Source organism: Motilimonas sp. 1_MG-2023 (genome assembly GCF_030547455.1).
Lineage (GTDB): Bacteria > Pseudomonadota > Gammaproteobacteria > Enterobacterales > CBDFNC01 > Motilimonas.
Window position 1 is genome coordinate 1 of sequence record NZ_JAUOPX010000005.1, and the last position, 13835, is coordinate 13835.

The window sequence follows — 13835 nt, forward strand, 5'->3', positions numbered from 1 at the left end:
TCAATAACACGGCTCGCAAAAGAGGTACTAAGGCGGCGGGACCACCGAAGAAGTAGCGCGGATATAGAGTGGGCAATCTACGAATACATACGGGGATCCATCAAACAGCGATGCTTAAATTATGAGGGGATCCGTCAGCGCCGCAATAAGCGGACAAAAATAGAGGGTTAAAATGTGTAGCGAAGGTAAGCGTAACAAACTGTTTTTGTTCAGTTTAAATGCCTTGTTAGCAGCTTGATGCAATCGCAGTGACAAGCTTTTTAATGCGTTTATAAGAGTTTGGTAAATTTTGATTACTAAGCTCTCGAAGTGTATCGAGCATTTTATCTAATTTTTTTGCAGCCTTGTTCCTTTCTTCAAGGATAAACTGTCTATTGCTTTGCTGATCTGTAAGGCTCAAAAGTTCAGACATTTTCTCGACAGCTTTATCCGAGCATAGTAAGTCCATTTCTAAATTGTATTTCATACAAACTAGGTTGTTTTTTTCGAATACGTCTAGCGCTTTACTGTGGTTTGACTTCATGCAACTTAGAATTGTGTCTCTGTCACTTTTAGCTGGTATCAACTCTTTTAAGATAATTCCAGATTTATACTCGTATCGATACTTGGGTAGCCCCTGACCATCTCTACTAAGATTAAGCTCATCGTTCAAATAAGGTATGAAATAATCTTTGTCAAGAATGGCCAAGTAGGGAATTTCTAGTTTTTTCACTATATGGAATGGATAAGATAGATTTCTTACCCCGTCAATATTAATCAAGCTAATCCCATATAGGTCTAAATCAATTCCTGCACGTTCAGCAAGAACCTTAACAACCTCGGCATCATTTTTACTTTCCACGAAAATTACATGATTCGCATAGAAAAAATCACTATTCCGATATAAGTGAAACTGATAGTACTTGAACTCTTCTAAGTCATAGTCTTCAAAAAAAGTCGAAGGTAATTTAAGTAATTTTGATTTAAATCCCCTCGTGGAATCGGGCACTTTTCGTACTAATGCAATATTCAAGTGATCAATATTGTCAATTAGAACCGTAGAATGTGTGGTTAGAATTACCTGAGCCACATCATCATCATCTGATGATCGGCTAATGGAGTTAATAAGTTCACGCTGAGCTTGAGGGTGTAAATTAGTTTCAGGCTCTTCCAAACCAAGTATGATATTTTGGTGTCTAAGATTTGCTAGAACTCTATGGAGAGCGATAATAGTTAGACTTTGCAACCCTGTGCCACAATCGTCTAAATAATGATCAAGCCCCAATTCATCGATGTGCATCTCAATGCCATTTAAGAATGACATAAAATTCGAATTCTGATTAAAACTTAGGGAAAAGTTAAATGTATGCCGAAGCGAGTAGTAACCTTCAACTTCTTTGGCGATTCTCTTTAAAGCACCATTTTCAAGATACTCAGCTGCTTTTCTGAATTTTGGAGTTAGTGTGTCTCTTCTGTGTGTTTCTGCTTTGAGATATTCTTCAACTAGGTTTTTAATTAGTGCGTTTTCTTCCCACTTCAGCTGATCAGGATTTCTATTTGGCGGGATATATATAAACGCTATATTTTCTTTTATCTGCTGGATTAACTCGTCAGGTGCAGCAATAAACTTGCCTTCGCTACGATATTTGTAAGATATCCTTCGATTTGAAGACGAATAGGTTTGCTGGACTTCAAGAACATCACCATCTCTGTAAGGTTCAAACTTATCTCCTAGGCTTCCAAAGGTTACTGCAATTTTGGGGATGGACTTAGTGGTATACGCATGCTTTCCTTGAATGTATGAATGCTCCTCACTCTCAGGGTTAAAAAATGCATTTAACGCACGAATTACTGCAGATTTACCACTATTATTTTGTCCTACTACAGCATTAATATCGCTGAAACACATCGAACATTGATCGATTGACCTAAATTTCTTTATATCAATTTTTGTAATTTCCAAATTCCATACATCCTTACTGTAAAGTAGTTGTGGCTGCTAACAGCTTATTAGATCCCAAAGTGGGGTGATAAAACGCCCCAAAACGGCGGATAAAACATATCCACAATATTCACATATAGTAAACGAGAGATTATTAACCTTGTTGTGATCTCGCGGTTATTCTCCGACAAAACGGCGAGTAATAATGTTATGCGACAGGCGTAAATGGTTGCTTTTATGCCCAGTCAAATTTAGAGCAAATAATGTCATCAACCAACACAGATATTAGCTTGTTGTTTGTTAATGTATTCGTTTAAGAAAGCACCACTAAACGCTCAAAAAATATTCATGGGTTTGCCCTGATTATTAAGCAGGGCCCTCATGGATATGAATTAATAATAATTCAGCGAGTAAATGAATATGACGGAGGTTATAAATAACCTCAATTCTGTTTATGTCTCACACAGCTAAATAAAGTATGTTTTACGGCAAAATTTCGTTTTCAAGGATGAAAACGCAAAGCGTATAGGGACATATTCACCGCGTTTTTGCTGGAAAGCATACTATTTTCGCTTATCCAAGATTCGGGTTAAATAGCGCCAGACGGCAGCCAAAGTACATATTATATGGGTGTGAAATCCGCCTAGTTGTGCGTTAACAAAATACAGACTGAAACACGGTATTAAAACGCCTTCGATAACCCCTTAAGCTTAACGGTATACGATTCGCCATCCTCTCGCCCGGCGATTTGCACAAAATAACTTAGGCTTGGTTTCGTTCCAGCAAGCCAAATGTCGATCGGTGTGCTGTCGGTTATGTCTAATCGGTAGTGTTGGGTTTCGATTGTAGTTTGGTTGATGCTGTGGGCTTCAGTACCGATGAATTGAATGTTGGCACTGAATAACGTCATGTTTTCTGTATCAAATATATTCATTTTTTTAGGCAAACTATAGGCATGTTGCTGCCAATAATAGGGTAAAGCCGCAAAGCTGGAGTCAAAGTCACTCTTACTTAAGCGACTATTTTTAGCGACATTGTTTTGCTCTGCTAATAAGACTTCGCCTAGCATAATGACGTGCCCAGCATTAGGTACTAACGTTGTTACGGCTTGCTTGACTATTTCAACGGCTTCCGCTTCTTCTTTTTGTTGTTCGGTGGTGACCTCGGAGTGAATGGCGAGGTATTCGTTGTTGGATAGTTCAATTTTTGTCCATACCGTTTCGTCGTTATGTCTGAGATGGTTATCTGATTTAATCAAGGTGCCATCAAGTTGATAGTTTTCTGATAGGGTGCTTCGTATATTGTCATCTGCCCAAAGGCCTGAAGTTGTTATTTCTGACTGTTGTTTTAATCGATAGCCGTTTTGTTCTGCCTGAAATGTCGACTTCATACTGCCGACCAACTTCTCTCCTAGTGTTATTTCATAGTTCCATTGCTGGGTTGGCTGTGTTAGCTGAGTTTGGGGCGTCACGTTGTGACTATAAACCGTTAGCGTAAAGATAGTAACCAAGCTGAGTTTGCGACTTTTGTAGTGGTTGGCGTTGCCCATTTTTGTGCAGCCCTTTTGATGTAGTATGGTTTTGGTTGCGCGTTGCTGTATTTTAGATCTTGGCAAAACCGGAGTGGTTAAACGTGTCCCAAATTGCTCAACGTGGCCGTGCTCACTGGATTGTAATGGCGCTCTCGGCAATACTGATGCCATATCTATGGTGATAGGCAGGCATCTTTGGCTGATTAATTAATGCATTTTTACAAGCTAAAACTCGACTTAGTCATTGCCCTTACTCTTTTCAGGGTTGGGCTCAGTGGGGGCTATGTTAGACTGGGCAAAAATTTCTTAGGAGCAACATCATGATGGATCAATTTGGCCATATTTCAGTGCCTGAAACCGCAGAAAAAATTAAACAAGGTGAGGTGGTCATTGCTGACATTCGCGATCCTGAATCGTTTAAAAGCGGCCACATTGAAGGCGCGTTTCACTTAACTAATGAGCGCTTAGGTGCTTTTGTTGAGCAGGTTGATTTTGAAACCCCAGTGATAGTGGTTTGTTATCATGGCAATTCAAGCCAAGGTGCGGCGCAATTTTTACTGAATCAAGGCTATGATGAAGTGTATAGCATGGATGGTGGTATGGACATTTGGCGTCGTAGCTTTGATGTTGTAGCCGAGTAATTGCATTAGGCATGTAAAATAGCACTGGTTACGAATGTCTTTTTAACTTGAGTTAGAACTAAGGTGGCTCAATGTTCTGTACATTGGCTGGTGTATAAAAATCATGATTGAGGAGTCTCTTTGATAGAGCTGATTGTATTAGACAACGCGCGTTTGGCTCAAGCCTACGTTGATTACATGCAAACTCAAGGGGTTGCTTGCCAATTGCGTAAAGATGAAACCTCGGTGGCGATTGATGTTGCTGAGGATGACTATGAAGCTGCGCTGGCAGAGCTCCGCTTGTTTGTACAAAACCCTACCGCGGATAAATATTTAAAAGCCAGTTGGGAAGTAGGGCAAGCCGATAACCAAGATTTGGGTTACCAAGGCGGCGGGTTATTAATTTTGCGTGATTTTTTGTTTCACGCAGGCCCGTTTACTTTGCTTATTTTTGCTCTGTGTACTTTAGTATATGTCCTGACGATGACGGGATTTTTTCGTCCAGTCTATGAGTCGTTACAATTTTTCCGCCATACCAGCGATTTTCATTCCATGGAAATTTGGCGTTTCTTCAGCCCTAGCTTGCTGCACTTTAGCGTGCTACATATCGTATTTAACTTACTGTGGTGGTGGCATTTAGGTGGCTTGATAGAGAAAAATAAGGGCTCAGCTAAACTCTTGTTGTTATTTTTAGTGGCTTCTATCATTCCAAATAGTGTGCAATTTTTTCTAGACGGTCCCAATTTTGGCGGCTTATCGGGAGTGGTGTATGCACTGGCTGGTTACGTATGGCTAACGGGAGTACGCGATCCAAAAGGTGGCTTAGGTTTGCCGCAACCTTTGATGATTTTTATGATCGCATGGTTGGTGCTTGGCTTTTTCGATGTGCTAGGCCCACCCGTTGCTAATATGGTGCACTTTTTTGGTTTAGCGATTGGCTTGGCACAAGCGGCTTGGGATACACGAAACCGTAACATCTCAGCGGTACCGTAGATCCTTCCATAGTATTACTGATAAAAAGAGAAAGTTAGCTGCTTTCTCTTTTTTTATGTAAAAAATTAATCTAATCGACTTTTGATTTATTCCATGGTGGTACTATGTTTGGTCTACCCCCTTTAATTGGAGTATCTTCATGGCCCGTATCATCACCTTTGGTGAGATTTTAATTGATTGGATCCCTCTTGAATTCCGCCCCTTCGGTGGTTTGGATATTCCCGTCAAAGGTCAGTTTCCTGGTGGCGCACCGGCTAATGTTGCGGTGGCTGTGGCGCGTTTAGGCCAGATGGCTCAGTTTGTTGGCGCAGTTGGCCAAGATGACGCAGGTGAATTTCTCCGTCAGTCACTGCAAAAAATGGATGTGAATACCGACCATTTATTGACTGATCCTGAGCATGCGACGCCAATGGCCTTTGTTTCGTTAGATGAAAAGGGCGAACGTTCTTTTTCATTTGCACGCGAAAACACCGCTGATTTGAATTTTGATCCTGATTACTTTGCCCAAGGCGTGTTTACCGGCGAGGGTATTTTCCATATTTGTTCTAATACCTTAACCCATGAAGGTTTATTCCAAACGACATTGATGGGGTTGCAACAGGCGCAACAAGCTAATTTTCTGACCAGCTTTGATGTCAATTTGCGCTTGCCACTATGGCGCGATCCTTCACGGATTAAGGCGAGAGTGCTTGATTGTATTTCTTATTGCGACATTGTGAAGTTAAGCCAAGATGAGCTGGAATATTTAGCGGCTGAGGAGCCAACGCAAGCATTTATTGAAGACTTGCTTACTTTGGGGCCAAGCTTGGTTTTAGTCACCGATGCTGACAAACCAGTTTCTTTATACATGGCAGACAAAACCTTAACTCAAGTAACACCGAAAGTGACAGTAATGGACACCACGGGTGCCGGTGATGCGTTTATGGGGGCTTGGTTATATGCCATGTTGGCACAAAATGTGTGTAATCCCGCCGCATTAGAACAAGCGCTTAATCATGATGATGTCTGGCAATTTGCGCTGAAAACCGCGGTGACAGGAGGTGGCTTTGCGGTGACACACCAAGGAGCATGGAGCGCCTTACCTACTTTAAGTGATATTCAAGGGCTCTAATGAATCCATTTTTGGGGAATGATGAACATGACTATTCAGTTTCGCGATCCAAGTTTTATTCAGCAACACATTCAGCAGCTTACCAATTTTTATCAGCAGCATGCCATTGACCCGCAAGGGGGGTTTTATCAAACCTTATTGCCCAGTGGCGAGCATCAACAAGGGCCAGTAAAGCAGCTGGTCAGTTCAACCCGTTTAACCTGGGTATTTGCTACTTGTGGCAGTCAATTCAAGCAAGAAAGCTGGTTAGCTAGTGCGAAACATGGCTTAGATTATGTGAAAAACCAGCACTTTGATGCTGAGCGTGGCGCGTATAACTGGGTAATGGACGGCGCGGCTCCCATTGAGCAAGAGAACTATTGTTACGGCTTAGCGTTTGTGTTGCTAATGTATGCTGGTGCGCTCAAAGCGGGATTAGATGGAGCAAAGCAAGGGCTGAATGATACCTTTGAATTACTTGAGCAGCGCTTTTGGCAACCTGATAGCGGTTTGTATGCCGATCAAGCGAGTGCTGATTGGCAAAATTACAGCGATTACCGTGGTCAAAATGCCAATATGCACGCTTGTGAGGCGATGATTGCCGCCTTTGAGGCGTCTGGTGAGCAAAAGTATTTAGACCGCGCCTTATTAATTGCCGAGAATATTTGTATTCGTCAAACCCAAAGCACAGATGGCTTAATTTGGGAGCATTACAGTCAAAACTGGCAGGTGGATTGGCAGTATAATAAGGATGACCCAAAAAACTTGTACCGCCCTTGGGGATTCCAGCCGGGACACTTAACCGAGTGGGCTAAGTTATTGCTACTGATTTATCGCCACCAAGCTCAGCCTTGGCTGATGATCCGGGCTGAAGCGTTATTTAATGCGGCGTGGACCAAAGCATGGGATAAAGATCGCGGCGGTTTATATTATGGCTTTGATCCGCAAGGGAATATTTGCGACGACGATAAATATTTTTGGGTACAAGCGGAATCAATGGTGGCGGCCGCTCTGTTAGCTAAAACCACGGGTAAGGAAGTGTATTGGCAATGTTATGATCAGTTATGGCAGTACTGTTGGACCCACTTCTGCAATCAGCAGCATCAGCCTTGGTGGCGTTTACTGAGTGCCGATAATCAAGTGCTAGACCCAACTATCGCCCGGCCCGGTGCCAAAATTGACTACCATACCATTGGCGCTTGCTTAGAAATTTTGCATGTTTTAACTAGCGAGTAGGAGCAGAAGCCATGCTGCGATAAAGTCTCACGCTATCGATATGGTGAGGCTTTATCTTGTTATTTTGGGCCGGTGATTATTGGTAAAGGTATTTGGTAAAGATAATATTACTGACTCCTTTAATCCCCGCTTCTTGTACTAATAGCTTGTTTACCTCTTGTAGGCAGGCATCTCGAATTTCATTTCGACCGGTTAACGATTTAATTTTTTGCTCATCTTGACGACCAAAAATTTCGATCATGGCATCGCGCAGTAAGGGGTCATGGTGTTCGATAGCGGCTAAATCACTGGCGTGTTCGAGTTGGAATTCTACCGCCACACGTACATAGCCGATACGCTTGCCGGGTTTGATATAGTTAGTGATAATGTCAGGCTCAAAGGCGTAGTAGGCAATGCCATCACTCTTCTTGGCTTCTTCTTCAGCTAAGCTGGGGGCGCTCAAAAAAAGTAATACCAATAAGGAGATGAGTCCTTTTTTCATTATTAGATCCCAGTAGATATTTATAAAACAAATAGATGGCAGCAGTTTAGGGTAAAGTATTGCCGCTGTTAAGTATTAGCATAGAAGAATTTAGTTTCACGGGTTACAATTTGTTGTCATTACTGACAGATATTTTGATTTTGCCCTTATTTTATCAAGCGCGACAAGGATGCCTTTTGCCTGCACTATCTCATTTCCAGCATTTTCAACAGGCTTTTCCTTTAGGAGTGGATGCGAGCTGGCAGGTTGTTGAGCATCACCCTGAATTAGGCGGTAGCTTGCATTCTTGGTTAACTGACACCGGTTCGTTAACTGAGCGGCTAGTGGCCAGTTGTCAGCAATTTAGTGTGCGCTTGATCGGTCAAGACTTTTTACCTGTGAGTGAGGTAGAGCGACAAGCGTTAGCGGATTCAAAATACTTCAACCCTAGCGCTAACATTCAGTATTTAGTGCGAGAAGTGTTACTTTGTTGTGACCAACAGCCTTGGGTGTTTGCTCGTACTGTTATTCCTGCGTCGACTTTAACCGGAGAAGAGCGGCAATTGGCCGAGCTAGGCGAACAACCATTGGGCGCTACCTTGTTTAATGCAGCGAGCATGACACGGCAAAATTTAGTGGTGGCAGCATTTTCTAGTAGCACTCAGGTGTCACGCGTTGCTCAGCAAGGTTTTGATGACGCAGGCGTTACTACTCTTTGGGGGCGGCGTTCTTTATTTCATTTATCAAATAAACCTTTGCTGGTTCATGAAATTTTTTTACCTGCAGCGCAGGCTTATCAACAAAATGACTAAATCATGAGTATTTCCTTTCTTAGTGCTGAAAAACTTCAGTCTTATGCTCGGCTGACGCGCCTTGATCGTCCGATTGGCAGTTTATTATTATTATGGCCAACGGGTTGGGCGTTGTGGTCTGCTGCCCAGGGGATCCCAGATGGCTGGGTTCTAGCTGTATTTACACTTGGTGTATTTTTAATGCGCTCTGCAGGTTGTGTGATTAACGATTTCGCCGACCGTAAAGTGGACGGTCATGTGAGCCGAACTCAACATCGACCGATGCCGTCGGGCTTAGTCACCAGTAAAGAAGCCCTTACTTTGTTTGGTTTACTTGCTTTAACTGCCTTTGCGCTGGTACTTACGCTAAATACGAAAACGATATTGTTGTCGTTTGCGGCATTAACTTTGGCCTTTTGTTATCCGTTTATGAAGCGTTTCACTCACCTGCCACAATTGGTGCTGGGGTTAGCATTTAGCTGGGCGATTCCGATGGCTTATGCCGCGCAAACTAACGCTTTACCGGCTGAGCTTTGGTTGTTGTTTTTAGCCAATGTGACTTGGACCATTGCCTACGACACTATGTATGCCATGGTGGATCGGGAGGATGATTTAAAAATTGGCATTAAATCGACAGCGATCTTATTTGGTCGTTTCGACAAATTGATAACAGGATTGCTGCAAGTATCCACCTTGTTATTGCTGCTGGTTTTTGCACTTGTTACCCAAGCAGGAGCGAGTTTTTATTGGGGCTTGTTGGTAGCAGCGGCTTTGTTTGCCTATCAGCAACGTTTGATAAGTGGTCGCCAAGGGCCAGATTGCTTTCGCGCATTTTTAAACAACAATTACGTTGGCCTAGCTATTTTTGTCGGCATTGTGGTGGATTGGTTGCTGCGCTAATGTTGTCGTGGGTATCGGCTTAGTGCTGCAGATACGAAATTGAATCTCTTCATAAAATTTATGCTCTGGATAAGCAAGGGGGATAGGAATATATTCACGGTATTTTGGTCGTTGAATATATCCCTCGGCTGAGCCAGATTTCTATCAAACTAGTGGCATGGATCAGTTTGATCTTGATTGGCAATGGTGTCCTCTATCGTGCTCAACACTTCATCTGATAATAGGTTGCGAGTGAGCTGGTGTAGCTGATGCAAGGCTGGTTTATTTACCTGATCTTGGTGATCAATATATTGCTGCGATTGCAGCTGCTCGATAAATATTTGTAACACCTTTACATCGAAAAACTCGGGGGCACGAATGCCGTGCAGCTGAGCTAAGCGCTCTGCTATTTGCGTGCTTTGCTGCGCTAAGGTTTTCAATTCAACGGGTTGATCGCGTTGCAACAGTGTTAGCACGATATGATAGCGTTGAATGGTCTCATCGATAATGTTAGCGAGTAAACGGATCTGCGTTTTGTGCTGATTGACACTGAAGTAGCGTTCGGTATTTGCATTCATTTCACATTCCAACCAGCCTTGTTGCACTAAGTGCGCTAAATATTTCTGGCCTTGCTGCCACATTTCGTCTGCATCCCATGGTAGGAATAGCTCTGCTTTGATCAAAGGGTAGAGTTGTTTTAGGTCGCTTTCTAGCTGCTCTAATGTGGTGCCTTCATCATGTTGCACTAAGCTGGCAATCAGTGCCGGCAGGGCAAATAAATGAATAATATTATTTCGATAGAAGGTGAGCAGCATACTTTGATCGGGCTCAATACTAATGATTTCACCTAAACAATCCTGATAAACGCGGAACTTATCCATGCTGAGTGCTGCTTGTAATACCGACTCAGCATTCCCTTGTGGCAGGCTGACAAGCGGGCTGAATTCAACGTTGTTCAACAAAGATAAGTAGCTGGTTAGTTGCGTCAATAGCTGCTCGCGGCTTAGGGTATGTCTTTTACTGGCTAATAAAACTAAGCTACATAATGGCAATGCATTGACCGCGGCGGCGCGGTTAATTCCGGTCATGACTTCACGTCCGAGCTGATTAATGGTTGCGGGAAACAACGCGGACTCGGTGAGGTTATTCTCACCTCGCCAGTCTTGATGGGCGCGATCTAAAAACTGGTTAAGTAAAATCGGCTCGCCAAAGTTAACAAAGCCTTGGCCAAAATTACGCAACTTGTTGGTAATTGATAGCACCTGCCAGAACGATTCTTTTTGTTTTTTCTGCCCTTGCAGCTCTTTCATGTAAGTACTTACTTCCATGACATGGTCGTAACCTAAACAAACTGGGATCAAGGCAATCGGGCGATTAGGTGTGTTTTGCATCGCTTCGATCGTCATGCCCAGCATGCCCGTTTTGGCGGGTAACAATCGCCCTGTGCGGCTACGACCACCTTCGGTAAAGAACTCTAGTGAGTATCCCTTGCTGAATAGGTAACTTAAGTAAGCCTTAAATACGCTGGCATACAAAGGATTGCCTTTAAAAGTACGGCGGATAAAAAATGCGCCGCCACGGCGAAATATAGGCCCTGCAGGGAAAAAGTTTAAGTTCACGCCGGCAGCAATATGAGGCGGCGTCATGCCTTGCTGGTAAATAATTGACGACAGCAGTAGATAATCCATATGGCTACGATGGCAAGGTAAAAAGACAATCTCATAGCCTTTGTGCGCCAAGTTGCGCACGGTTTCGGCGTTGTTGACCATTATGCCTTGGTAAATTCTGTTCCATACCCAAGTGAGTACTTTGTCACCGAGCCGGACGAGTGGGTAGGAAAAATCTGATGCTATTTCATCAAGGTAGCGGGTGGCTTTCTTTTCGGCTTCAGCAAGAGAGATATTTTGCTCTTGGCTCGCTTTGACGATGGCTTGATGGATCACATCGGAGGCGAGTAAATCTTGGCGCATTTTGTTTCGTTGTGGCAATTTAGGCCCCTTGGCTGCCAGCTTCTGCCTTGTAAAATGGGTGTAAGCTATTTTTTCTAGCTTAGTGGCCAAGTTGGGATCATCGCCATAGTCGCGGTATAAACGCTGTAATGAAAGAGGCTTGCTAAAACGGATTAAGCTATCACGACCACGAAACAAAATAGTGAAGGCCTTATTTATCCAATTTGGTGAGCTAGCACGTAAAATAGAAAACCAAGGTTTGTGGCCTTCATAGCCAGGTGCGCGGCCCCAAAACAGAGTGACGGGCACTAGTTGTACGTCAATATCATCGTTGTTTTGATGTAGGTCGAGTAAGATTTTGAATTGGTCTTCATAAGCTTTGCGCGGCGTTTTAGAGAACAAGCGCTTGGGTTTATTTAAGCAAACATAACGGTTAATGTTTTGTTGGTTGATGGCTAACGGTGTTAGAGGGTCGGGCAAATTGAGCTTTTGGCAAGTTCGCTGCAGTGTCAGCAAGTCACTGGAAGAGAGGGTTTTCAATGCGTAAACAATGGGTTTATCTACATCTATTTGCAAGTCAGTTTGCGGGCAGCTAGGCACGGTTTTACTGGCAACCAGGTGCTTTAGAAAAAAGCGTTGTAAAAAATTCATCGAATGCCCTTAGCCTTAATTGCTGATTAATAGATAAATTGTTAGCACCTGTCGCTTGCTTGTCATATCTTATGGCCAAGCTACGCGAGTTAGATGGCGCTAAAATACACTAAAAGTAGCGGCAATTTATGAAAAAAAGGACATAAAAATGGAAAAAAATACCGGGTTAAAGCGAATTTTTATGGCAGGTATTTATTCTCTTCAGGGTTTTCAGCATGCTTTTAAACATGAGGCGGCATTTCGCCAAGAGTTGTTGTTAGCAGTGATATTTATTCCCCTTGCTTGTTGGTTGGATGTTGAACAAGTAGAGCGTATTTTAATGATTGCTTGTTTGCTGCTGGTGATCATTGTGGAATTGTTAAACTCAGCGGTTGAAGCTGTGGTTGACCGCGTTGGTTTAGAAAAGCACGAGCTAGCGGGACGTGCTAAAGACTTAGGCTCCGCAGCGGTGTTTGTGGCGTTAACGCTTACAGTATATGTATGGGCTGATATTTTACTGTTTTAATTATTGTATGTTGTTGATTTAACAATGGCTTTTCATTAATTCATTTTTAAAGCTCCAGGTCTGACCTATTGCCAGCCTGCTTTGACTACACTTGACGAGTACTTTATTGCTTCGGAGTCTCGTCATGCCACCTTCGCTTACCATTGTTATCCCCACTCATAATCGGCCCCAATTGTTACCTCAGGCTGTCGAAAGTGCTATTGGTAGCTACGCATCGCCAAGTGAAATTCTAGTTATTGATGATGCTTCAGAGCCCGCAGTAAATGAGGTGGCATTACAACAGCGCCTTGGCTCGCAGGTGAAAGTTCATCGCAATGAAACCAGTATTGGTATTTATCGCGTGCGTCAAAAAGGCTGTGAATTGGCATCAGGGCAGTACATTTACCAATTAGATGATGATGATCGTTTAGCTGCTGGTTCACTCGATATAGCAATGGCGGCCCTAAGAGCGCATAAACTGGATTTGTTGTATCTGAACGTAACAGGTTTTGGTGAGCGTGGTGACTACTTCAATCGTAATCAAGGGGTGGCACTTGAACGTTTTATGGCGCTAGCACAGCCAATGGAGCTGGCTCCTGAACTAGATTATTTAACAAATGCTTGCTCTGCATTGTTACAATTAGCCCCTTCCGCATTACAGCATCCGTTAGCTAAAAAACAACTGTGGTTAGAGGTCAACCATGTTCGAAACTTAGCGCACCAAGCAGCTTATGATGGTCGCGATACGATTGACTGTGCGCGCGAAGCTCGTTTGTTAGATGAGCTTAATGATTGTGAATTTGCTTTGTACGCTAGCTGTTTAGTAAAACTTGGGTTCCATCGGGCTCGGTCTTATCTCGCGCGGTGTGAAGGCCAGCGGTATTTTTCGAGTGGGCAGTCTAATCATCAACAACTTGAAGCCAATTTAATGCTTAAGAAGCGTTTTTATGGGATTTGTTGCAAGTTGTCGAGCCTCAAAGATGTCAGAAAACAAGCTAAGTCAGCATTAGCCCAAGTCTATTTTAATGCAGCTTGGGATGCTCTAAAGCAGCATGGAGACAAAAGTGCAGCATTTAACTATTTACTGTTAAGTGCTCAATTGGTACCACAGCTAAAGGTGTTTAAATTTGCCTTAACTATTTTTTGGTCGCCTAAACGCCGTAACAAAGCCAGGTTTTATGGTTAGTCGCTAAAAGAGCTCAGCACCGAATTACAAGGTAGGCTTGCCCG

General features: G+C 43.1%; 12 protein-coding genes. 8 read left to right on the plus strand and 4 right to left on the minus strand.

Annotated elements, in window-relative coordinates; all coding sequences use genetic code 11:
• Positions 1 to 226 precede the first annotated feature (226 nt).
• Positions 227 to 1942 carry an ATP-dependent endonuclease gene (locus tag Q4519_RS03595; protein WP_303509630.1) on the minus strand — a complete coding sequence of 572 codons (1716 nt, stop codon included), beginning with the start codon at positions 1940 to 1942 and terminating at the stop codon, positions 227 to 229.
• A gap of 661 nt (positions 1943 to 2603) precedes the next feature.
• Positions 2604 to 3623: a DUF6134 family protein gene (locus tag Q4519_RS03600; protein ID WP_303509633.1), complete on the minus strand. Its 1020-nt coding sequence runs from the start codon at positions 3621 to 3623 to the stop codon at positions 2604 to 2606.
• Positions 3624 to 3775: 152 nt separating this feature from the next.
• Between Q4519_RS03600 and glpE the strand changes: the two genes are divergently transcribed.
• The 4 genes from glpE to Q4519_RS03620 all read left to right on the plus strand — a co-directional run bounded on the left by glpE (position 3776) and on the right by Q4519_RS03620 (position 7391).
• The gene (gene glpE, locus Q4519_RS03605; RefSeq protein ID WP_232800917.1) at positions 3776 to 4093 is read left to right on the plus strand and encodes a thiosulfate sulfurtransferase GlpE; all 318 of its coding nucleotides are present in this window, start codon (positions 3776 to 3778) and stop codon (positions 4091 to 4093) included.
• 120 nt (positions 4094 to 4213) lie between these two features.
• Positions 4214 to 5065, plus strand: a complete 852-nt coding sequence (gene glpG / locus Q4519_RS03610) for a rhomboid family intramembrane serine protease GlpG (protein WP_232800906.1) — start codon at positions 4214 to 4216, stop codon at positions 5063 to 5065.
• A gap of 139 nt (positions 5066 to 5204) precedes the next feature.
• Positions 5205 to 6176, plus strand: coding sequence for a carbohydrate kinase (locus Q4519_RS03615; RefSeq protein WP_303509644.1), 972 nt, complete (start codon positions 5205 to 5207; stop codon positions 6174 to 6176).
• Positions 6177 to 6203: 27 nt separating this feature from the next.
• Positions 6204 to 7391, plus strand: a complete 1188-nt coding sequence (locus tag Q4519_RS03620; RefSeq protein WP_303509646.1) for an AGE family epimerase/isomerase — start codon at positions 6204 to 6206, stop codon at positions 7389 to 7391.
• Positions 7392 to 7467: 76 nt separating this feature from the next.
• Here the strand turns inward: Q4519_RS03620 and Q4519_RS03625 are convergent, their stop codons facing one another.
• Complete coding sequence (locus tag Q4519_RS03625; protein WP_232800903.1) at positions 7468 to 7872, minus strand: flagellar basal body-associated protein FliL; 405 nt, start codon at positions 7870 to 7872, stop codon at positions 7468 to 7470.
• A gap of 176 nt (positions 7873 to 8048) precedes the next feature.
• On the opposite strand from Q4519_RS03625, the gene Q4519_RS03630 reads away from it, so the two are divergent.
• Entirely contained in the window at positions 8049 to 8663 is a 615-nt protein-coding gene (locus Q4519_RS03630; RefSeq protein WP_303509648.1) for a chorismate lyase, read from the plus strand.
• 3 nt (positions 8664 to 8666) lie between these two features.
• Positions 8667 to 9542 carry a 4-hydroxybenzoate octaprenyltransferase gene (gene ubiA, locus Q4519_RS03635; protein ID WP_232800900.1) on the plus strand — a complete coding sequence of 292 codons (876 nt, stop codon included), beginning with the start codon at positions 8667 to 8669 and terminating at the stop codon, positions 9540 to 9542.
• Between the two features lie 149 nt (positions 9543 to 9691).
• Here the strand turns inward: ubiA and plsB are convergent, their stop codons facing one another.
• A complete protein-coding gene (gene plsB / locus Q4519_RS03640; protein WP_303509652.1) occupies positions 9692 to 12121 on the minus strand; it encodes a glycerol-3-phosphate 1-O-acyltransferase PlsB in 2430 nt (809 codons plus the stop codon).
• Between the two features lie 148 nt (positions 12122 to 12269).
• On the opposite strand from plsB, the gene Q4519_RS03645 reads away from it, so the two are divergent.
• Positions 12270 to 12626, plus strand: coding sequence for a diacylglycerol kinase (locus Q4519_RS03645; RefSeq protein WP_232800896.1), 357 nt, complete (start codon positions 12270 to 12272; stop codon positions 12624 to 12626).
• A gap of 124 nt (positions 12627 to 12750) precedes the next feature.
• Positions 12751 to 13791: a glycosyltransferase family A protein gene (locus Q4519_RS03650; protein ID WP_303509656.1), complete on the plus strand. Its 1041-nt coding sequence runs from the start codon at positions 12751 to 12753 to the stop codon at positions 13789 to 13791.
• The last annotated feature ends 44 nt before the right edge of the window (positions 13792 to 13835 follow it).

Coding starts and splice junctions, on each gene's coding strand:
- Q4519_RS03600 (WP_303509633.1), bottom strand. CDS start 3,623: ATGGCATCAGTATTGCCGAGAGCGCCATTACAATCCAGTGAGCACGGC.
- glpE (WP_232800917.1), top strand. CDS start 3,776: ATGGATCAATTTGGCCATATTTCAGTGCCTGAAACCGCAGAAAAAATT.
- Q4519_RS03615 (WP_303509644.1), top strand. CDS start 5,205: ATGGCCCGTATCATCACCTTTGGTGAGATTTTAATTGATTGGATCCCT.
- Q4519_RS03620 (WP_303509646.1), top strand. CDS start 6,204: ATGACTATTCAGTTTCGCGATCCAAGTTTTATTCAGCAACACATTCAG.
- Q4519_RS03625 (WP_232800903.1), bottom strand. CDS start 7,872: ATGAAAAAAGGACTCATCTCCTTATTGGTATTACTTTTTTTGAGCGCC.
- ubiA (WP_232800900.1), top strand. CDS start 8,667: ATGAGTATTTCCTTTCTTAGTGCTGAAAAACTTCAGTCTTATGCTCGG.
- plsB (WP_303509652.1), bottom strand. CDS start 12,121: ATGAATTTTTTACAACGCTTTTTTCTAAAGCACCTGGTTGCCAGTAAA.
- Q4519_RS03645 (WP_232800896.1), top strand. CDS start 12,270: ATGGAAAAAAATACCGGGTTAAAGCGAATTTTTATGGCAGGTATTTAT.
- Q4519_RS03650 (WP_303509656.1), top strand. CDS start 12,751: ATGCCACCTTCGCTTACCATTGTTATCCCCACTCATAATCGGCCCCAA.